Source organism: Psychromonas ossibalaenae ATCC BAA-1528, from assembly GCF_000381745.1.
Lineage (GTDB): Bacteria > Pseudomonadota > Gammaproteobacteria > Enterobacterales > Psychromonadaceae > Psychromonas > Psychromonas ossibalaenae.
In genome coordinates, this window is sequence record NZ_KB907030.1 from 1 (window position 1) to 21333 (window position 21333).

The following is a 21333-nucleotide window of genomic DNA, read 5'->3' on the forward strand; positions in this document are numbered from 1 at the left end:
TGCGAGCCATCAATATAGACGGATACTGAGGTTGCATAAGTTTGTAGGTAGTATGAGCAAAAAAGGATGTTGCTGGGATAATGCAGTAGCAGAAAGCTTTTTCGGCAGCTTGAAACAGGAAAGAGTTCACTGGCGCAATTATCGAACGCGCTATGCAGCTCAGCAAGATGTACTGAATTACATCACAATGTGGTACAACAGCCAACGGATGCATTCATACCTGAATTATCAAAGTCCCAATGAATTTGAGCGTATGGCTAAACCATTAAAAGAAGTAGCTTAAAGAACTTAACTAGGGTGACTGAATTAAGTTGACCAGGTCAATGCCTCATTCAATTTGTGTAAAGAAAATGGTGGGAAGTCTTCTTTTGGTGCAAATGAAGTAAAAGATGAGTACAAGGCTAGTTTTAAAAAAGCAATCAAAGACCAAGTAAAACTTGATGATACAAGCATTGACCTTTCAACTATGCGGTTTGTTCAATCTTCATTAAGTTTGGATGATCACATTACACATCTAAAAGGGAAGCTATGCGATTTCCTTAGTAAGAAGTTCGGTGATAGTTCTAACTTAAGTATTAATGTACTAGTATCTTTACTAGAGCAGGAGTGTCGGCACAAGTCGAAGGTCAAATCAGCAGATATCATTGATTTTTCAGACTTGATATCTAGAAAAGGTCTTTCATCACAAGGGTTTAATAGTGTACTTGATTCCTTGAATGCAAGTAATAGTATGAGGCCTAATTGGGGTATGGCGGAAAAGGTATTTAGTACAGCAGGTAAGACCCCATTCCAGCTAATTCCACTAAACGCAACGTTTTCACAAGTTTGCATCGACCTTAACCAAAATAAAAAAAATCCGTCAACAGTGTATCTAGAATATGCAGTTAGTCTATATGACGAGGCGAAGACCCATTCAAGTTTGAAACTATATTTAACTGAAATCATGCAAAAAATTGATGTACTTTGTCCAGATTATGCGTTGGCATTAACGGCAGGAAAGAAAGAATGTATCGTTGTTTATTTAATAATAAAGAAGCTATTAGAGGCAGATAAAATATGAGAAGTATCTACTTTAAAAGTGCTCACATATTATCCTTTCGGGATAAGAAAGGTTTCTCTTTTGAGTTCTCTCCTGATATTAATATCATTACTGGTGAGAATGATACTGGGAAGTCCACCTTTATTAAGAGCTTATACCATACATTAGGTGCTGATGTTCGATTGGATAAAAAGTGGAAGGATGATAACGTTGTTTCAAAAGTTGTAATTCATGTTAAAGATCGTGATTACGCTTTTGTTCGTCACAAAAAACGCATTTCTATCTTTGATATCACAGAAGGTCAAAAACACTTAATAACTTCTGATTCTCGTACAGATATAGCATTAATTGTAAGAGATATCTTTGATTATAATTTAGAGCTAGTTTTAAAGAAAACTTTGGTTCAAGGACAAGCAGATCCTGCAAGTCTTTATCTTCCTTACTATATTGACCAAGATAATGGGTGGGGGAAAGTTTTAGATTCATTCAGCAGTTTGGCAATGTATAGCGATTGGCAAAAGCATATTTTAAATTTTCATGCAGGTGTAAAGCCAAAGGAATATTACACTCTACAAGGAAAAATTAATTTAATTGATATCGATCTTGATGAAATACGAGCAACATTAAAAGCTTTAGAGGCTGCGAAAAAGCGTTTTGAGGAATCATTCGGAAGAGTGCTCTTTGATGTTGATGTTGAATACTATGAAGAGATGCTGGAACGCTTCCTTCACAAGTGTCAAAACTTACATCAAGAAGAAACAAAATACAGAATAAAACTAATAGACGTATTGTCTCTACGAGATGAATTAGTAGCTGAAATAGATGAATCAAAAAGACAGCTTGATGACCATAGCATCGATTCTTTGTCTCCATCAGCAAGTTTCGAGGCTAAATATGCTGTACTTGAGAACAGAGATAAGCTGTTGCAAATCATACCTGAATTATATGAACAAAAATCGGTATATGATGCTCAAATTACTAGTATCAAAGCTGAATTAATGAATGCTCAAAAATTAAGTTCTGAACTAAAAGATATGCTTCAGACAGTCAAAGAAGAATTGACTCTTCAAGACGTCATTAAGTCACAAGCAAGTAAACAAGTTGAGCTCACTTTCGAAGAGCAGATTAATGAATTACTACAAAAAATAGGTAAATTAGATGTCGCTAGAACTAAGCTGGTAGAAGAAAGAGCAAAGTTCGAAGATAAAAAGCGTGCTAAAGAAATTAATGATAAATTTAAAGGTTCATTGAAATTTGCTCAAGCTGAGTTGGGTATCAAAGATCCTACTGTTGGAACTATTCTTCAATATGGAGCGATCTCTAAAAGTGAAACTGGAAGCCGAGCTCCAAGAGCAATATTAGCTTATCACTATGCTCTTCTTAAAACGATAGAAGACAAGTCGACAAGTCCTATGCTTCCAGTAGTAATTGACTCGCCTAAGCAGCAAGACCCTGATGCACACACAGCGAAAAAGTTATTTGATTTATGTATTGATGGCCTAGCAACTAAAAGTCAGCTTATTATTGGTTCCGTTTCTTTTGAGAGAGAAACAAATCAATTTAAAACTTTGACTATGACTGAGAAGTACAGCCTTCTTCAGCAAGCTGATTATGATGCTGCTTACCAGCAAATCATGCCTCTATATCAACAGGCTACATTGCCTTAGAGCTAAAATATAACATCTTGAACTATTACGCATAAAAACAATCTATGATTGTTTTTTTGCTTTCTGGGGATTTATAACTTCTCTTCAGCGTAATCATCTTTATAGATACATTATCCAAAATAAAGCCACAATATACACGTGGTACTTTCAGTAAATATTTGAAACCCGAAAGGTGCTTTTAAAGCTCTTTTAGGGGGTGAGGCTTGCACTCTGTTTAGAGTTAAAAATAATATGTTAGACGGTTGAAACTTATAAGAATTAACGCATTGTAAAAGTTTTATATAGAACCTAGTGGTAGATTCATTCTAACACCAATAAGATAACTGTAGTGGAGTGGTAATATTGGCCACAGTTTTATAGCTTCCTAAGGCGGATAAAGGGGCACAAAGCGACCTATAAAATATTATTTGTTTTTCTCTAAATGAGTAGCTAGAGTCATTGGGCAACTAGAGAAAAGGTAAAAATGCAAGAGTGAATGTGTTTGTTTTCATCAAAGTAGATTAACTAGCTGCATTGCGTAAATGGAATCTACGATCTTTGAGATCTTGCTAAGCGATTTTTTCTGCCAGTTCACTTTCAACTTGACGAATTATTGCTTTTGTTGTGCGTAGTTGTTTTTTAGCTTCTTGTGGCGTAAATGTTCGCTGTAACCTGTAATCAGCATTTTGTCTTTTTACTTTACACTGATGTAGTAAAGTACTTAATTCTTTGTGGTTTTTATTATCAGAGTTACGAAGTGCTTTGATTACAATTGCATGGTTGGGCTCTTCGTTTAGTAACTCAAAGTGGCACGCAAGCTGGGTACAAGCGTGGTAAGCACCGTAATAAGCGCGACTTGCAGAGTTACGGTAATCAATTTCTGTGAGTTTATCTTCTGGGCGAAATTGAGCGGATGAAATAAAATCATTACAATTAATCACAACTAAACCTTAATATTTTGATTGCTGTAGTTAATATCAGAAACGATAAATGTTAATAGTTCGATCGGAGCTTCAATCTCTGATAGTCCTTTAGCTATTGCATCTGAGTTATCCCATAATACTTCTTCTGGCATCAGCGTATTAAGTGTTTCAAATTCGATATTCATAAAGACAGGTTGAACCTCTGTATGAATAGTTATCATAGGCCTTCTTTCAAACATCTTAGGTTTAATGATTGAATTTGTTATTTTAAGCTCAAATTGATCCCAATAAGACTTTAAGTCTTCAAATCTAATGTTTCGTTTTGATATTTCATCAATAATTTTGGGTGCGACGCATTCAAATCTATAAGAAAGTTCTGGGTAAGCTTTCTTGATATGGCGCAGTATTTCTTCTGCTTTATCTGTTAAGCCAACTAATGCCAGTGAATCAGCTACTTGGTATGCATCATCCACTTCTAGGCCCACATAATTTATAGGTGTAGCTATTTCACCTGCTAGATTATAGAGCCCCATTTGTTCACATAGTTTAATTATGTTTAATATATTGGTAATGCTTGGATTGCTAGACATAGTAAATGCAATATTTTCTTTTAATACTTCTCTATCTCCAGTAATCGCAGCATCAAAAGCTTTGCAAAAATAGTACGAGTCAATAGCGTTATCATTGATGTCTTGGTACGACTTGCGAAAACGTCTTAACGAAAAATCAGAAATTTTACCCAAGGTGGAATAGTCCATACTGTGTATTATCTCAAATGCTTCTTGTACTTTTGTTTTTGCTACTGCTGCAACCATAATTTTTCCACGTAAAAAACCGCGATAATGGGGCGGTTGAATAAAAAGAAGAGGAATATGTGTGAGAATATAGCACATATATGTCATGACACTACACCAAGCAACGCAAAGTAACGTAAATTTTTACGTTACTTTGCGTTGTAACATGTTTATAAATCCTATCTTTTATTTTTAGTTCCCCCCATGGGCACCTTTTCTTTTGTAGTTGTCACAACGTGTTGTGGTCCAGTAATATTGGCCACAAATTTGTAGTTTTGTAAGGCGCTTTGTGCCGTGCGACGTGAAGTCGTATGTAACGCTGTTCACCGCGATAAGAGTGAACCATCTGTATCACCAGATGCCTCTAGGACTCTGAATAAAGTAGCGAGTCTGACAATGTAACAAAGTCCATTGGACGGGAAAAGAATCGTGAGAAGACGTTCCTCCTGACAACCACGCAAGTCGGGTAAGTGCTAGGGAGTCAGTATGATGAATGTAAGTGAACCCATGTAAGATGCGTTATGCGCCAAGCCGCGGAAGTGGTTAATACGCTGTGGCCAAAACGGCAACGAGGGTAGGAAAGAGGTTGGCATATACTCTTTCGTGATCGAGAAACCCTTCGCATTAGAGTGGGCATCTAAACTGACATTGCGTTCCATACGGAACACGGTAAGCCTGTATTGCTCCCAATAGGGAAAGCTTTCTGTGAAGAAAGCCGATAGTGGTTGCAGGTAAAGGAGGCTGGAGAAAGCTAATGCTGCATTGTAATGACGCAGATACAGACGAATGTCTGGCACGAAAGTGAGCCCACTTCCAGCTGGTCTCCCGTTGCAAGATGATTTGAAGAACTTTATTCAAGGAGAAACGCAAATGATAACTTCAAATGAAGTTAGTGCCTCTTCTTACCTGCACTCAATGCCAATCCATCAACTGGAAATTCATTGAGCAGAAAGTATTAAAGCTTCAGATGTGCATTGCAAAATCAACCAGAAAAAGGTTGGTGGGTAACGTTATACGCCTTTGTGGAGGCTTGAGCCGTATGCAGTGAAAGTTGCACGTACGGTTCTTAGGAGGACGACACCTGGTAACAGGTGTCGTCTATCCGACCCTAAGCGTCTCAGCTAGTAAAAATCCCCACGCTCGCTTATTCCCGGCAACGAGCGTAAAGGTTAGTCAGATAAGTTGAGACTAACAAGGTGAATTGTCAAATCGAATATAAGTCATTACATATTAACGTGTTGGGCACCAGTACCGCTAAGTGAGCAATAAAATCAAGCGGGTTACAATCAGCTCCATATCACCTGTCGAACTAGGTTTTCTCAGTAAAATCACATCATTTCCAATGAATTCTAGTTCAAGCTTGTCACGCTCTGCCAGATAGCGAAAAGTCGCCCGGCTAAAAAAGGTCACATGGGTAGGGGCATATTTATAGTGCCAGCAGGCAAATGCTTCAAGGTCTATAACCTGTTTAGTCATTATTCCTATCCAACCACCCGGTTTAACTAAATTTAACCATTGCGACCATATTTTTTCGGATTAAAGAGGTGTTATATCACCTCTGTCGCAGTCACAAAATCATACGTTTTCTCCAGCACATATGCATCAGGCAGATAGTAAATGTCGTATAACGCAACTGTGTGTCCAGCCTCGTGTAGCATATGTGCCAATGCGGGTCCTGGTCCACAGCCAAAATCCAACCATACGTTGATATTTTTGTGTGCAAGCAATATTTATCACTAGAACTTTGAAAGAAAGTTACTTATAAAAGAGATCTAAGTATTTAATAAAGTAGCTTTCAATCAATAGTTTTTTAAAACTTGTTGTGTGTAGTGGTCAATATTACTGAGTCAGAATATACCACTGCACATTTTATTTTTATCTCTTTTTGAAAAAGAGAGCAAGGTTTAGTTTTTGCCTTTTTCCCTTCCAAATCAACAAACATTTCAGAGGCTTGGAGTTTGGGCTAGGGGGCATCCCGACTTACCAACACCATGCAAAATCCGAATACCAACAAGTACAATCACAGGAGACACACTGCGGGTGCTAACGTCCGTCGTGGAAAGGGAAACAACCCAGACCGCCAGCTAAGGTGCCAAAAGGGAAACTATGTGGAAAGTTCAGACAGTCAGGAGGTTGGTTTAGAAGCAATCATCCTTTAAAGAAAGCGTAATAGCTCACTGGTCGAGTCGGTCTGCGCGAAAGATTTAACGGGGCTAAACATATCGCTGAAGCAAAGCGCTTCGTACATGATTTTATACAACAATCCGATTCTCTTGCAGGCCATTACAGAATACCTCCTTGTGACACAATGATAATCCTTTTTTCTGCCGTTGCTGTAACTGTGTGTTGTTACTGTTTGCTGTGTGTTGTTACTGCTTGCTGTGTGTTATTACTGCTCGTTTCTCTCTTTATGTTGTTGTTATACATGGTTATTTGTGTGTTGGCACCTTTTTTGCTCTAAATGCAGTAGGCTCTGTCAGGTTGTCAGAACGCAGGGAGTAATACCAACGCCAGTACTACTTATCAGCATCCGGAGTTAACCGCTTGTTTGATTCAGATGTACTTAATAGAAAAAGGAATCGTGTGAAAACCCAAACGATTCTATGGTGCTAACGCTTATCGATTCAAGTATTAGCTAATTGTGAGACAAGTCATTAAAGGTGGACATTAATAATGAGTGATTATAAAGCTAAATTTTCAAAAAGTGCTCTAGAAAAAGGAGACGCTACTGATTATAAAGCTCAATTTCCAAAAGGTTTTCTGTGGGGAGGAGCTTTTGCTGCTCATCAGTTTGAAGGAGCTTATGCTCAAGATGGCAAGGGTATGTGTACACCTGATTACATGCCAACAGATTTAAGCGGTGAAAAGCGTCTAATGCTGAAAGAATTAAAGCTGGACGCTAACGAGCACTACCCATCTCATGTAGGTATCGACCACTACAATCGTTATAAAGATGATATTGCTTTATTGGCAGAGATGGGATTCAAATCATTAAGAACCTCAATTCATTGGGCTAGGATTTTTCCATTAGGAGATGAACTGGAGCCGAATGAAGCAGGACTTCAACATTATGATGACTATTTTGATGAGCTTATTAAGTATGGTATTGAACCTGTTATTACAATGAGCCACTACGAAACGCCTGTTCATTTGACTGAAACTTATGGTAGTTGGGAAAATAGAAAGTTAATCGAATGCTTTGAAAGATTTGCAAAAACTATACTTGAGAGATACAAAAACAAAGTAAAATATTGGATCACTTTCAATCAGATGAATGATATAACATTTATTCCAAGTATGGCGGCAGGGCTCATCTTTAAAGAAGGTGACAATAAGTATCAGAAGATATATCAAGCTGCACATCATAGATTTGTTGCCAGCGCTCTTGCTATTAAAGCAGCTAGAAAAATCAATCCCGATTTTGAAATGGGCATGATGGTATTCGCAAATCCAATCTATCCATATGATGCTGATCCTAATAATGTTTTACTTGCAAAATCACAAGAAAGAGAATCTGTTCATTTCTTCAGTGATGTGCCGCTAAGAGGAAAGTATCCGGCCTATGCAAAAAGGTTTTTTAGAGAGCATGATGTTAAGTTAGCAATTGAAGAGGGAGACCTTGAATTGCTAGAAGAAAACACCGCTGACTATATGACGATTAGTTACTATATGTCATCTTGTGCGAGTACTAATAGAGGCATTCAAACAACAGCCGGAAATGTATTTACTGGTGTTAAGAATCCACATTTAGAAGCAAGTGACTGGGGTTGGCAGATTGATCCTATCGGATTACGAATCACGTTAAATGATTTGTATGACCGCTACCAAAAACCAATCATGATTACTGAAAATGGTTTTGGTGCTGTAGATAAAATAGATAAGAATGGCAAGGTGAATGATGACTATAGAATTAGTTATCTTAAAGCTCATCTAGAGCAAATGAAAGAAGCAATTGATGATGGTGTGGAACTCATTGGTTATACAATGTGGGGACCGATTGATATCGTTTCAGCATCTAGTGGAGAAATGGCAAAAAGATATGGATTTGTCTATGTAGATCTAGACAATGAAGGCAATGGAACACTAGAAAGAACTAAAAAAGAGTCGTTCTATTGGTATAAAGATGTCATTAGCACTAATGGTGAAGAGTTATAAGTAACCCGTTCTAGATTACATTGAACGTTTTTAATGAAAGGCCAAGTACTGATGTACTTGGCCTTTTTTATGTGTATAAGCTCAGGCCCTACTTGGTGATTTTTATTTAAAAAAAAACAGAGGGTTATATGTTTTAATGAAGATGTCTATTCTTTATTTCAAAATAGCCAAAAGGTAACTCTCATGTTTGATTGTAACAATCCAATCGTATAACAAACGTGCGTAGCGCTGGTCGCATTCGACATCCAGCTGGTCAATGTGTTCGTTGTACTCCACCAGTTCTGGTACAGTTTCCTCGTACCGCATGATTGCAGGCCACAATGCATCGAGCCGGATTGCGTTATTGTCGTCAGGGTTATCAGTGAGCTTTGAGCCTTTCAGCGAGAGTTAACCCTTTTTCACATTCCTCTTTTGACCTAATACCATGAAGTGGTCTAATACTACCGGACACTACTAAAGACTTCAGTTAATATGTCTAGTAGAGATAGATTATGAATAAGATAATAACACGTCCAATTTACACTGTAGAGTTTAAACAAAGCGCAGTGAAATTAGTACTGAACAAGGATACACTCGTCAGGAAGCTGCTAATAATCTAGGTGTATCACTTAGTGCCATTACGCGATGGGTGCGGGCAGAAACCCAAACAGAATCAAGGCCAGGTTCAAACAATTAACATTAAACATTTATGAATGAGCAGAATTAGAAAAATTGCGCAAAGAAAACAATCGCTTAAAAATGGAACGTGATATTTTAAAAAAGGTCGCGGAAGATAATTACTTTTCGGAAACTGATGGTGAACATGGGCGAATTAACCAAAGAAACGATCGACTTCTTCCTATCTCTGATTGGTTTGATGAGACTAAAAAATGGCAAGATAGCTTTGCCGTCGTTGAAGTCTAGCGTACTCGAACATTTAAAAACAAAACAGAAAATGAAACCTCGTACTACATAACATCTTTAAAGGAGGATGTTAAAACAGTGTCAGGTTACATACGTAGGCACTGGAGCATTGAAAATAGTCATCACTGGATTTTAGATGTAACGTTTAAAGAAGATGAATGTCAAATCTATGCAGAAGATGGCGCTAGAAATATAGCCACTTTTAGGCGAGCATTACTAAACTTGATTAAAGAGCACCCATTAAAAGACAGTGTATCAGGAAAAATGCAGCGTGCGTGTTGGGATGCTGAATTTAGGGAAGAAATTTTGTTTGGTCGAAAATCAAACAAAGCATTATCCCGCCCTGAAGAAAAGTGTGACTTTGGTGTTGGTGATTAAGTGAATGATCTTGAACTGTGTAGAGTATTTTTTACTTTTGTTTTTATGATGCTGTAGGCCGAAAATCGGGGCTTATAACTAAATAAGGACAAAAGAGTGTTTTAATTGCCTAGCTGATCACCTCTAATATCGACTGATGTTTTCGCTCTATTCTAGGATTGTGATGAGTCCAGTAGCTCTTAAATAACAGAGTTAGACTGGTTGACAGTTAGTTAACTTACCTCCGGCAGAGCAGGAGGCTTATGTGATTACGAATATAGTCAAAAACCATATTTTCATCTAAGCCAACGGTCGATACAAAATAGGCTTATAACCCTCCCCTAAAATCAAAATCACTTTTATTAAGTTTTCCAATTACTGTTTATTAAACCTAATGAAGAGCACAATAAAAAATACACGATTTTCCGAAGCCCAAATATTATCCATCATATAAGAAGGATAATTATGCATTGTAGTCACTCTACATTAATGACTGGTAACGAAGTTGGGTGTAAAAATAGCGCTAGCCCTTCGTGTTGAGTCTGAATATCCCTCACTCTACGTCGCTCATCATTCATTTAGAGTAACCAAACCTCATTCATCCCCCCTTTATTGAGAAACTTTCTGGCTCAATAGGGGGAAACTCCAAAGATAAATATCCCCTAACAATATCTAGAGCCCTTATTGGGTAAATGCCGAACAATATTGGGCAGTTCCTTAAGCCTGTAAAGGTTGCTTTTTGTACATTTAAGTAGGCCTAATTGTACTAGGGATAAAAGCAAGTATTCATGATCTAAGCCCGATAGGCTGTTGCAGTTTATCTTAATGTTACTCCAGTAATACCCCAGAACACAGTAATTTTTTTATTCAGAACCTACTGTTATAGTGTGTAATAGTAGAGTGATTTCTTGCGTAACTTGTTGTTAAATAAGGGTTTGTTGTGTGTTGGCACCATTACTGCATATACAGTGGTAGCAGTAATGAAGAGAGGCTGTGCTTACCCTAAGTCTATTATGGTGGCAGGGTAGAAATTATTAACCAAACTACAGCTAGGCTGTAGCTAACTGAAAAGAGAAATAAAAATGGAACAGGCAGTAAGAAAGATACATGAAGATGAAAGCTCTGAACAGATGCAAGAAATTTGTATGGAGCTAATCGTTAATGCTGGTGATGCTCGCAGCTGTGCTTTTGAAGCTATCGAGGCAGCAAAACAGAAAGAGTTCGCTCAGTCTGATGCGCTGTTGGTCGACTCGCGTAAAGCTGCGCTTGAAGCACACCGTTCACAAACGAGCCTGATACACAAAGAAGCCTGTGGCGAGGGAGTTGATATGACTATGACACTTGTTCACGCACAGGATCATTTAATGACGGCACTATTAGCTAAAGATCTGGCTGGTGAACTGGTAAGTATATATCAAGAACTTTCACATTTAAAAGAACAACTTGCAGAATTAAAGGGAGAGAAATAATGAAGATTTTACTATGTTGTGGCGCGGGTGCCTCTACAAGCCTAGTGGCAGAGGCAATGATGAAGTCTCTGCCATCGGAAGAGCAAAAAGATTATGTTATTGAGGCTAAATCTTACGACATGTTCCATGAAGTACACGGTAACTACGATGTTATCCTTCTGGGGCCGCAAATTCGTTATAAAAAAGCTGAAGCTCAAAAAATAGCTGGCGAGTTGAATATTCCTGTCGATTCGATTAATCCTATGGATTATGCGATGCAACACGGTGACAAAATATTAACTCATGCCAGAGAACTGCTTCTAAATAAATAGAGCCGCTCTCAAGTCAATCTATTTTTATATTTTCGAAAGTGGTGATGAAGGATTGGATTAGTTCATCGCTACAAGGCTAAATTTATTTTAATAAAGGAACTATCATGAATAAAATAACGAATTTTTTTCAGGATGTACTAGTGCCTATGCTGATAGCGATCGGTGAAAATCGCTATATGCAGGTAACTCGTAATGGTATGACGATGATCATTCCGTTTGTGGTTATCGGCAGTGTTTTTACTATTATTGGCAGCTTCCCATCAGAAGCGTGGATGAATATTATTGCCCCCTATGCCGACATGATTAATGTCGGTAATACCCTGACTTTCGGCATGATTGCGCTCATTGCCGTGGCATGTATTGGTTATAATATGGCGGTGATGGAGAAGCTCGACCCTATCGGCACAACCGTTACTGCCTTGGTTGGCTTTTTGATCCTGCAGGTTGATACCAGCGACTATAGCATCATGACCGAGAACTTTGGTGCATCCGGTCTTTTTACTGCTATTTTCGTCGGTATCTTTTGTGCGGAAATCATTAAGTTTTTCGTGCGCCGAAATATCACAATTAAAATGCCGCCTGGTGTTCCTGCCTATGTGTCGGACTCTTTTACAGTGATTATTCCGGCATTTGTCTTTATTGTCATACTATGGGTTGTCCGAGTAGTTTTAAATTTCGATGTTAACGCTGTGATGGAACAAGCGCTATCGCCACTGGTATTCGGACTGAGTACCTTACCTGGAATAATGTTCCTGACATTCATTACCTGTTTGCTTTGGGCCGTTGGGATCAACGGTGACAATGTTCTTGCCGGTGTTACTTATCCGGTTTTACTTGCTTTACTGGCAGAAAATTCCGCAGCCTATGCAGCAGGGGAAACGGTCCCTCATATTACCGCCTATGGATTTTTCTACTTCAATATGTGGCTGGGTGGTACTGGTGCAACCGTAGGGCTGGTCATACTGATGATGCGTTCTCGCAGTAAAAGCTACCGCGCACTGGGAAAAATCTGTACTCCTCCTACCGTGTTTAATATCAATGAGCCATTAGTGTTTGGTTTCCCTGTTATGCTTAACCCAATAGCACTGATGCCATACATAGCTACTCCACTGCTTTTGCAGCTTTGTACTTATTTTCTGATGAAGTTTGATTTTATCAGTAAAGTCGTAGTGGGTATTCCATGGACAACGCCACCATTACTGAGTGGCTACATAGCTACAGGCGGTGATTGGCGCGCGGTGATCTGGCAGGCAGCATGTATTGTGATCTCTGTTGGTGTCTATTATCCATTCTTCAAAATTTCCGAGAAGAAAAAACTGGCAGAAGAGAAGCAGCTGGAAGAGCAGGAAGCTGCGCGAGAGCAAGAGCCAGTAACAGCGAAACCTGTGACTGCGTAAACCTAAGAACTCTTAGCTTTCTTAATATCACTGGCGCTTCACCTTATGGTTGAAGCGCTTTTTGCATCGGTACAGGTTAAAAGACATGATAGTTGTTATGGATTTTTTATAATAACGATTTACGGAAATTCATTCCTTTCTCTCACATTTTTTCCTGCTACCTTGTGCACATCCAATATGAATTACCACACGTTAAGTCCGTTTCCAGAAGATTTTCTGTGGAGCGCATCGACTGCCGCCTATCAAGTAGAAGGTGCTCATGACCGCTACGGTAAGAGCCTTTCTACCGTCGACATGAATATCAATTCTAACTACGCTGATACCAGTGTTGCCTCTGACCATTATCACCGCTTCTGCGAAGATGTCGCTTCATCATTGTGTGTTGCTGCACCTGTACTATGTTGATGAGCGCGGATAATACTTCCATCAATAAACAACAATTCTGAGTCGCTTTATTTTTATAACCAATTGAATAAAGAAAGCAAATACCTTTTTTAGACCACAAATTAAAACGTCGAAATATAGCGATCCAATTGCCAAACTCTGCTGGCAAATCGCGCCATGGGCAACCGGTTCTCATTAGAAAAAGAATCCCTTCGAAGGTCATCCTGTGTTCTGGTTTCTTATAAATTATTCCGCTGTGTTGTATTAGCAGGGATAGCTTTAGCCACAGTTCACCTGTTAATATTGTTCTCGGTATGGTGCTTTGCTGTTATTGATTTTTGGCTAAACCAATTTTTAATCAAGCTACAGCTAGACTGTGGTTAACTGAAGAGAAAAATAAAATGGAACAAACGATGATTGATGAAAAAACAGACAATATGCAAGAGGTTTTTATGGCGTTAATTGTCAATGCTGGCGATGCTCGAAGCTGTGCATTTGAGGCCATTGAGTCAGCGAAACAGCACAAGTTCAATCAGGCCAGAGTGCTGCTGGAAGGCGCTCGTAAAGCGTCGCTTGAGGCTCATCGTTCGCAAACCAGTCTGATACACAAAGAAGCCTGCGGGGAGGGAGTCGATATCTCCATGACACTTATTCACGCTCAGGATCACCTGATGACGGCACTCTTAGCTAAAGACCTGGCCGCTGAGCTGGTAAGTGTTTATCAAGAGCTGGCACAGGTAAAAGAGCAACTTGCAGTACTTAAAGGGGATAAATAATGAAAATTTTACTATGTTGTGGTGCGGGCGCATCGACAAGTCTAGTAGCAGAAGCAATGAAAAAGGCCGTTTCTCCAGAGGAACAAAAAAATTATGTTATTGATGCTAAATCTTACGACATGTTCTACGAAGTATACAGTCGATACGATGTTATCCTGCTAGGTCCGCAAATTCGCTATAAAAAGGCTGAAGCTCAAAAAGTCGCTGGCGAGATGAATATCCCTGTCGATTCGATCGATCCTATGGATTACGCAATGCAGGACGGCTTGAAAATATTAAATTTTGCCAGAGCAATGGTTGCAAGCTGATGTACCTATCCTAGGTGAATTAATTGCCCTATTCCAGTGCCGAATTGCCGCTTGCTTTTATAATAAAGTTATTTTTATAGAGGAGCTGTGATGAATAAAATTACGAGCTTTTTTCAGGATAAAATAGTGCCTATGCTTATAATGATCGGTGAAAACCGCTATATGCAGGCAACCCGTAATGGTATGACGATGGTCATTCCGTTTGTGATCATCGGAAGTGTTTTTACCGTTATTTCCAGCTTCCCATCAGAAGCGTGGACGAGTATTATCGAACCCTATGTTGACATGATCAATGTCGGCAATACCCTGACTTTCGGCATGATAGCTCTCATTGCTGTTGTATGTATTAGCTATAGTATGGCGTTGATGGAAAAAATCGACCCTATCGGCACAGCTGTCACGGCTCTGATCGGCTTTTTGATCTTACAGGTTAGCACCAGTGACTATAGTCTCATGACCGATAACTTTGGTGCATCCGGTCTGTTTACCGCTATTCTCGTCGCTCTCCTTTGTCCTGAAATCATAATATTTTTCGTGCACCGAAATATCACAATTAAAATGCCGCCTGGTGTTCCTAGCTATGTGTCGGACTCTTTTACAGTGATTATTCCTGCATTGGTCTTTATTGTCCTGCTATGGGTTATTAGAGTACTTTTTAATTTCGATGTTAACGGGGTGATGGAACAACTTCTATCGCCGTTGGTATTCGGACTGAGCACCCTGCCTGGAATAATGTTCCTGACATTCATTACGACCTTGCTTTGGACCTGCGGGATTAACGGTGACAATGTTCTTGCCGGTGTTACTTATCCAGTTTTACTTGCTTTACTGGCAGAAAATTCCGCTGCCTTTGCAGCGGGAGAATCGATCCCCCATATTACCGCCTATGGCTTCTTTTACTTCAATATGTGGCTGGGCGGTACCGGTGCAACCGTAGGATTGGTCATGCTGATGGTACGTTCTCGCAGTAAAACCTACCGCGCCCTGGGCAAAATCTGTGTTCCTCCAACCGTGTTTAACATCAATGAGCCAGTGGTGTTTGGTTTCCCTATTATGCTCAACCCAATGGTACTGCTGCCATACATCTTTACTCCACTGATTTTGCAGGTTGGCACTTATTTTCTGATGAAATTAGAGCTCATCGGTAAAGTCGTGGTGGGGATCCCATGGACAACTCCACCATTACTGAGCGGCTACCTGTCCACTGGTGGCGACTGGCGTGCGGTGATCTGGCAGGCTCTATGCATTGTGATCTCTGTTTGTGTCTACTATCCATTCTTCAAAGCTTCCGAGAAGAGTAAAGTGCAAGAAGAGAAGCTGTTGGAAGAGCAGGAGTCAGGGCAAGTCAAGTAATGGCGGACGAGGTGTCAGCGTGAACCTAGCATTCTCAGCTGACAGTGCCATTGGCACCATAATAAGTTGATACAAGCGATTTTTTATACCACTGACGTTTCACCCAATGGGTGTAGCGTTATTTGCACTGATACTGGTTAAAAAGCGTGATGGTTGTGTTATAGATTTTGCTATTAGAATAACTAGCCACAGCAATTCATACCTTACACAAACAATGTTGCCGGAAAACACAGAAACATTTGCCACATAGTGGCCTTTGTGGTTTGGCTGAAACATGATGGATCTCTAGGTATCGTCCACCCATCATCAGCCGCACGTATAGGTTGACGATGGACGACAGTATGAGTTTGTATGTTGTTAATAATGTGATTTACTACCAATTTATAGAGCAGTTATTGGGTAAATGCTGAACAGTTCCTTAAACCTATGGAGGTTGTTTTTTGTACAGTGAAGCTGGTCGGGTTTTGCTCTGGATAAAAGTGAGTATTCATGCTCTAAGTCTGAGAGGTTGTTGCAGTTTATCTTAATGTTACCCCAGCAATACTCCACAACACAGTAAATTGTTTTATTTTTCCGATAGTATCAAAGTGTGTTTAATTCGAATGAGTGATCGTGCATCGTATTGTTATATATAGGATTGTTGTGTGTTGGCATCATTACTGCTAATACAGTGACAGCAGTGGTTAATCAGTATGTTTTTACCTTAAGTCTATCGTGATAGCAGGGAGAGAAATTATTAATCAAGCTACCGCTAGACTGTAGCCAACTGAAAAGAGAAATAAAATGGAACAAGCAGTAATTGATGAAAAACAGACAATATGCAAGAGATTTTTATGGCGTTAATTGTCAATGCTGGCGATGTTCGAAGCTGTGCATCTGAGGCTCACCGTTCGCAAACCAGTCTGATACACAAAGAGACTAGCGGGGCGGCAGCTCCATGACACTCATTCACGCTCTGGCTCATCTGATGACGGCACTATTAGCTAAAGACCTAGCCGGCGAGCTGGTAACTCTTTATCAAGGGCTGACACAGGAAAAGAACAACTTGCAATGTTTACAAAGGATAAATAATGAAAATTTTACTATGTTGTAGCGTCTGCGCATCAATGAGAGAAGCAATGGAAAAGGACGAAGTTCAAAAAGTCGCTAGCGAGATGAATATCCTTGCCTATTCGATCAATCCTATGGGGTATGCGATACAGGATGGCTTGAAAATATTAAATTATGCCAAAGAAATGGTTGCAGGCTGATGTAACTACTCAGCAGGGTTAAATATATTTGGTAGCATACTATTTAACAATAGAGCTCGGTATTGATTAATGTAGTTGGCTTGTTCCTCTTTGCTGATAACACCATCTTCACCGAGTACTGCTGATTAAGGTTGACTAAAAATATGCGCATAGTTTCAGCCCACACCTGACCATCTTGTTCATTGGCCCTCGTTAATTCTCGTAGATGATGTGCATTGCATAATGAGTGTGGGCAGTTATAACGATAGTAGGGCTTCCAATGGTCGTGACACATGACACCATTGAAATGAGGTAGGATGCCTATGTACTCCATTGCATCATATCCCCGTTTTTCATGCGCAGCTAGATAAGTCCACTTTAGGGATGAAGCGTTATGCAGCCACTGCCGTTTTCCATTGATATTAATGCCAGTTTCATCTGCGTGCAGCACTTTCTCGTCAAGTACATTGAGCTCTTCAAGCCTGCTATAGGCGCTATTAATGAAGTTGTACAGACTGCCGCTACTCAGGGGAATATCTAATTGGTCGGTGAAATATTCGCGGATGCGCTCATAAGGGAGTAATTGATATTGAGAAAGATATGCGGCATGTGCTTTTAAACCATTGCCGTATTGAATACGGCTGTTAACACCATTAGGGAATAGGGCAATAAAGCGTTTTCCAAATTCATTTTCAAGTATTTGAGCCTGATATTCCGTGACAATCCGTTTAAATTCGATATCAACAACTTGCCGTGTTTCATAACCCACTTCTTTATAAATCCCTTGTAGCAAAAGAGTCTGATCTACAGGCAATTTATGTGTGATATCAGGATGAGTATCAAGTGCTAGCGTTGATCCTTTGTGGTCTTTTTGTCCTCCGGTTTTATTCGAGCTATTATTTCTTGGTGATTTATCTCTGTTTGGATCACTTGATGGTGGCTTACTACTATTGCGACTGTTGAGTCCAAGGCGCTGGAAGAGAAAATTAACGATAAGCAGTAATAAATATAACGTCGTGCGCATAGAAGAGGATAGTGTTTTATCGTTTCTATTTGTTGTTTTATCTTTTCGACATTACTTTCAATATCAATACTACTTACTTTCATTACGCTAATATAGGAAGAAAGTAGTTAACGTAACGACTAACAAGGATCAAGCAAGCCGATCTTTTTTGATCTTCAATAAACTATTAAAAGTGTGATTAAGGTGCTGAGTAGTTACAACGTGATTAACTAACAACCTTAACCTAAAGTTTTTCACATGTACCTATTTCGATATATGGCGTATCTGATGTTTCATCAGACGGAGGTTCGTACATAGAAAAAGTAGATTCGCTATTTTTTTCTCTTTCTTGATTGAGTTTAATTTGGTTCTTAATTATTTCCTTTCTGCGAGCTAAAGGGAAAACATTACAATAGCTTTCTTGTTTGCTTGTAATATAACGACCACTAACAATGTGGAAAGGCTCAGACTGTCAGGAGGTTGGCTTAGAAGCTGCCATCCTTTAAAGAAAGCGTAATCGCTCACTAGGGGAGTCGGTCTGCGCGGAAGATTTAACGGGGCTAAACATATCACCGAAGCAAAGAGCTTCGTACTATGATTTTATACAACAAGCCGATTATCTTGCCGGCCATTACAGAATACCTCCTTGTGACACAGTAAAGACCCTTTGTTCTGCCGTTGCTGTAACTGTGTGTCATGGCTGTTTGTTTTTTATCTATGTGATTGTTATGTAACAGTATTTAGTGCGTTGGTACATTTATTGCTTTGACTGCTATTAACCCTGTCTGGTTGTCAGAGCGTAGGAGGTGACACCAACGCCAGTGGTACTTATCAGCATCCGAAGTTAACCACATGGTTAACTTCGGATGCTTGATTGAAAAGATGTATTTAATAGGAAAAGGAATCGCGTGAAAACTCCAGCGTTTTCAACGATTCTAAGTTGCTAACACTTATCGATTCAGGTGTTGGATAATTGTTAGACGAGTAATTAAAGGTAGAGTATTAATAATGAATAATTGTAAAGCTAAATTTCCAAAAGGTTTTTTGTGGGGGAGTATTGTATGTTAGACATCCAATGGTATGACGTAGTGGGTTTGTTAGGGTCTATGATTATTTTAGGGACGTATTTCGCTCTTCAAATGAGAAAAATGTCGAGTTCGACAACAATGTATTCACTAACAAACACTGCTGGAGCTTTTTTAATTTTAGTATCTCTGTACTTTGATTTTAATTTAGCGGCATTTGTTATCGAGATTTTTTGGTTCATTATTTCGGTAGGAGGGCTTTGGAAATCTAAAAGTCCAGTTGAAGTTAATATAACCTGAGTTCGGGTTAAGCCATTATGAGATTTAACACATTTTTTCATTGACGGTTAAATTGATTGATGGCTTATTTTTTTGGTGGCAATATGCAATCAAGCCACCAAGAATATTTACAACGAAGCCTGTAGTACTAGGGTGTCGAGAGTGCTCTACATACGAAATGTTCTTTACTTGGTCATTGATTGTTTCAATAAGATAACGCTTACTTAGCATCGCTTTATCCCACTTACTTATCGCTACCTTTTTCATGTTTTTTCGAACATTTGTTATCAGATCAACACCGTTAGCTTGTAATTTACTAGCTAATGCTTTGCCTAAGTAACCTTTATCACCATATAATTTGCCTGATAAAGAGCTAACCATTTCAGGAGCAGGCTTACGATCGTCTGCATTGCCTTCTGTGATTTTTACACTCAATATATCACCAAGATGATTAACTATGAGGTGTAATTTGAAACCAAATAACCACCCCATTGTACCTTTTCCATGCTCTGCAATTCCGTTAAAAACTTTGTTACGCTTTGCTCTAATAATATGACATACCAAAATTTTGGTGGAGTCGATAAAAGCAATCCCTGTTGGCTTGTCAAATAAGGTTGTTAGGTATGTATTCAAAGGAATAATGACTGATGGAATAACCTCTATAAACCTTGTGCAGCTTAGCAGTGAGGGAAATTATGGTTTTAAATGTTCTGCTACATAGCCGAAGTAATAATTCTTGAAATCTCTGTAATGAGATTGATGAAAGCTAATAATAATTGTCATTATTTAAGCATTACTCATGCGTTTAACTCTGCGTCTTTTTTTCTCACCACTGGTTATTAAACGAGCCTCCCATTCAGGAATAAAAACTTTGCAAAAATCATCGATATCACAAAATGTACCAATTAAATTATTCATGCCTGTTCCTTTTTATGTATCTAATTTTTCTAGTCAAAAGATCAGATCTCGGAAAAGGCATTTAGTTTAACTTATTTTAATTCTTACCCCGAATTCAGGTTATTTAAACTTTTTATCAATATTCATTGAGCAACAATAGAAGCTAAAAGCTAGTTTTTATTTTCGCTCAAAAGAGCATTGAGTTTAGCCGATACACCATGCTCTTTAGATGATTTAGTCATCTCTGCTTCTGGTAATGCATTGATCAAGTCTTTCTGAGCATTTGCCATCAAGATAGGTTTGCTAACTACTTTCAACATTTCCATATCATTCATAGCATCACCGAAAGCGATCGCTTGATCTGTTGTTAAGTTTTTCTCTTTTAATACAATGTTAACTGCAGCACCTTTACTAGTGTTTGCTTCCATCACTTCTAAACATTTGTCTAGTGAGAAGGTTAAGTTAACTCTGCCTGCAAACTTGATACTAAGTTCGTCGTAAATAGCATTTAGTTTTTCTCTCTCTGCCCAAAAGAAAACTTTAATGGTGTTAGATTTATCGAGTGTTTTTAAATCTGTTATGTGGCAACCAAACCCTCCTTCTAAAGCAACATCCTCTAATTCTTTTAATGCAAAGTTGGCATACCAATGTTGATCAGTAAACAGGTTTATTTGTACTTCACTGTCAAAATCGCTGTTGCAAATAGCTTCAGCAATATCAGTCGGTAAATTCTGTTTTGAAATGACTTCTCCATTTTTGTTATGCACTCGAGCACCGTTTGAAGAAATTAGATAGATAGACTCTCCTAATCTATCTTGGAAGCTTTTTGCTTCTATATAGTGTCGTCCAGTTGCGATAACAAATTTTCTATCGTCTTGGAGCCAGTTGTGAATACTATCCTTACTCTCGGCCGATATTTTATGATCTGGGCCTAGTAATGTTCCATCAAGATCTGAAATTGCTACTTTGTACATCTCTGACTACCTTGTTGATATTGTTGGAAAAAATCGATGGTTGCGGTTAACGCTGGTATTCTATATTTATCTTGTTCTAATAATAACTCATGCTTAGCATTTGCTATATGG

Annotated in this window: 19 protein-coding genes, 5 pseudogenes and 2 other annotated features; of the genes and pseudogenes, 15 read left to right on the top strand and 9 right to left on the bottom strand. The window is 38.9% G+C overall.

What is annotated here, in order from left to right; all coding sequences use genetic code 11:
- The 3 genes from G327_RS0121025 to G327_RS0121035 form a co-directional block, all read left to right on the top strand.
- On the top strand, positions 1 to 283 hold a 283-nt coding region (locus G327_RS0121025; RefSeq protein WP_157601233.1), incomplete at its 5' end, for an IS3 family transposase.
- A 54-nt stretch (positions 284 to 337) separates the two neighbouring features.
- Positions 338 to 1060 (top strand): dsDNA nuclease domain-containing protein, encoded by a 723-nt coding sequence (locus G327_RS25290; RefSeq protein ID WP_019616781.1) that lies wholly within the window; start codon positions 338 to 340, stop codon positions 1058 to 1060.
- Positions 1057 to 2706, top strand: coding sequence for an ATP-binding protein (locus tag G327_RS0121035; protein WP_019616782.1), 1650 nt, complete (start codon positions 1057 to 1059; stop codon positions 2704 to 2706). The genes G327_RS25290 and G327_RS0121035 overlap by 4 nt, the downstream gene beginning before the upstream one ends.
- Before the next feature lie 548 nt (positions 2707 to 3254).
- Here G327_RS0121035 and G327_RS0121040 read toward each other — a convergent pair.
- From G327_RS0121040 to G327_RS27430, 4 genes are all read right to left on the bottom strand, one after another.
- Positions 3255 to 3626, bottom strand: a complete 372-nt coding sequence (locus G327_RS0121040) for a hypothetical protein (protein WP_019616783.1) — start codon at positions 3624 to 3626, stop codon at positions 3255 to 3257.
- A 2-nt stretch (positions 3627 to 3628) separates the two neighbouring features.
- Positions 3629 to 4423 carry a hypothetical protein gene (locus G327_RS0121045; RefSeq protein ID WP_019616784.1) on the bottom strand — a complete coding sequence of 265 codons (795 nt, stop codon included), beginning with the start codon at positions 4421 to 4423 and terminating at the stop codon, positions 3629 to 3631.
- A gap of 1233 nt (positions 4424 to 5656) precedes the next feature.
- Positions 5657 to 5878: a hypothetical protein gene (locus G327_RS27425; protein WP_019616785.1), complete on the bottom strand. Its 222-nt coding sequence runs from the start codon at positions 5876 to 5878 to the stop codon at positions 5657 to 5659.
- A 71-nt stretch (positions 5879 to 5949) separates the two neighbouring features.
- Positions 5950 to 6060 carry a hypothetical protein gene (locus tag G327_RS27430; protein WP_245542721.1) on the bottom strand — a complete coding sequence of 37 codons (111 nt, stop codon included), beginning with the start codon at positions 6058 to 6060 and terminating at the stop codon, positions 5950 to 5952.
- Between the two features lie 270 nt (positions 6061 to 6330).
- Positions 6331 to 6649: a sequence feature (23S ribosomal RNA rRNA prediction is too short), on the top strand.
- 426 nt (positions 6650 to 7075) lie between these two features.
- Here G327_RS27430 and ascB point away from each other — a divergent pair.
- The 7 genes and pseudogenes from ascB to G327_RS26675 all read left to right on the top strand — a co-directional run bounded on the left by ascB (position 7076) and on the right by G327_RS26675 (position 13399).
- Complete coding sequence (gene ascB, locus G327_RS0121055) at positions 7076 to 8557, top strand: 6-phospho-beta-glucosidase (RefSeq protein WP_019616786.1); 1482 nt, start codon at positions 7076 to 7078, stop codon at positions 8555 to 8557.
- Between the two features lie 711 nt (positions 8558 to 9268).
- On the top strand, positions 9269 to 9460 hold the full coding sequence (locus tag G327_RS26955) for a hypothetical protein (protein WP_157601235.1): 192 nt from the start codon (positions 9269 to 9271) through the stop codon (positions 9458 to 9460).
- 15 nt (positions 9461 to 9475) lie between these two features.
- Positions 9476 to 9838: pseudogene (locus tag G327_RS0121065) on the top strand (ISAs1 family transposase); the annotation flags it as partial.
- A gap of 1061 nt (positions 9839 to 10899) precedes the next feature.
- Complete coding sequence (locus tag G327_RS0121070; protein ID WP_019616789.1) at positions 10900 to 11286, top strand: PTS sugar transporter subunit IIA; 387 nt, start codon at positions 10900 to 10902, stop codon at positions 11284 to 11286.
- A complete protein-coding gene (locus tag G327_RS0121075; protein ID WP_019616790.1) occupies positions 11286 to 11597 on the top strand; it encodes a PTS sugar transporter subunit IIB in 312 nt (103 codons plus the stop codon). The genes G327_RS0121070 and G327_RS0121075 overlap by 1 nt, the downstream gene beginning before the upstream one ends.
- A gap of 104 nt (positions 11598 to 11701) precedes the next feature.
- A complete protein-coding gene (locus G327_RS0121080; protein ID WP_019616791.1) occupies positions 11702 to 12994 on the top strand; it encodes a PTS sugar transporter subunit IIC in 1293 nt (430 codons plus the stop codon).
- A 177-nt stretch (positions 12995 to 13171) separates the two neighbouring features.
- Entirely contained in the window at positions 13172 to 13399 is a 228-nt protein-coding gene (locus tag G327_RS26675) for a family 1 glycosylhydrolase (protein WP_083938595.1), read from the top strand.
- Here the strand turns inward: G327_RS26675 and G327_RS26680 are convergent.
- Positions 13345 to 13694, bottom strand: a pseudogene (locus tag G327_RS26680) (transposase); the annotation flags it as partial. The gene G327_RS26675 and the pseudogene G327_RS26680 overlap by 55 nt on opposite strands.
- 85 nt (positions 13695 to 13779) lie before the next feature.
- Between G327_RS26680 and G327_RS0121090 the strand changes: the two are divergent.
- From G327_RS0121090 to G327_RS0121115, 4 genes are all read left to right on the top strand, one after another.
- Positions 13780 to 14154, top strand: coding sequence for a PTS sugar transporter subunit IIA (locus G327_RS0121090; protein ID WP_157601238.1), 375 nt, complete (start codon positions 13780 to 13782; stop codon positions 14152 to 14154).
- Positions 14154 to 14462, top strand: coding sequence for a PTS sugar transporter subunit IIB (locus G327_RS0121095; protein ID WP_019616793.1), 309 nt, complete (start codon positions 14154 to 14156; stop codon positions 14460 to 14462). Before G327_RS0121090 ends, G327_RS0121095 begins: the two co-directional genes overlap by 1 nt.
- Positions 14463 to 14552: 90 nt before the next feature.
- Positions 14553 to 15815 (top strand): PTS sugar transporter subunit IIC, encoded by a 1263-nt coding sequence (locus G327_RS0121100; RefSeq protein ID WP_019616794.1) that lies wholly within the window; start codon positions 14553 to 14555, stop codon positions 15813 to 15815.
- Between the two features lie 1070 nt (positions 15816 to 16885).
- The gene (locus tag G327_RS0121115; RefSeq protein WP_019616797.1) at positions 16886 to 17065 is read left to right on the top strand and encodes a PTS sugar transporter subunit IIB; all 180 of its coding nucleotides are present in this window, start codon (positions 16886 to 16888) and stop codon (positions 17063 to 17065) included.
- 121 nt (positions 17066 to 17186) lie between these two features.
- Here the strand turns inward: G327_RS0121115 and G327_RS25770 are convergent.
- Positions 17187 to 17813 (bottom strand): annotated as a pseudogene (locus tag G327_RS25770) (IS66 family transposase); the annotation flags it as partial.
- A 96-nt stretch (positions 17814 to 17909) separates the two neighbouring features.
- Positions 17910 to 18068: pseudogene (locus tag G327_RS27670) on the bottom strand (DUF6444 domain-containing protein); the annotation flags it as partial.
- A 427-nt stretch (positions 18069 to 18495) separates the two neighbouring features.
- Positions 18496 to 18612, top strand: a sequence feature (23S ribosomal RNA rRNA prediction is too short).
- A gap of 496 nt (positions 18613 to 19108) precedes the next feature.
- On the opposite strand from G327_RS27670, the gene G327_RS0121125 reads away from it, so the two are divergent.
- A complete protein-coding gene (locus G327_RS0121125) occupies positions 19109 to 19372 on the top strand; it encodes a CBU_0592 family membrane protein (RefSeq protein ID WP_019616798.1) in 264 nt (87 codons plus the stop codon).
- A gap of 24 nt (positions 19373 to 19396) precedes the next feature.
- Here G327_RS0121125 and G327_RS25775 read toward each other — a convergent pair.
- Positions 19397 to 20269 (bottom strand): annotated as a pseudogene (locus G327_RS25775) (IS982 family transposase).
- Positions 20270 to 20418: 149 nt separating this feature from the next.
- The gene (locus tag G327_RS0121135; protein ID WP_019616801.1) at positions 20419 to 21222 is read right to left on the bottom strand and encodes a Cof-type HAD-IIB family hydrolase; all 804 of its coding nucleotides are present in this window, start codon (positions 21220 to 21222) and stop codon (positions 20419 to 20421) included.
- Between the last annotated feature and the right edge of the window lie 111 nt (positions 21223 to 21333).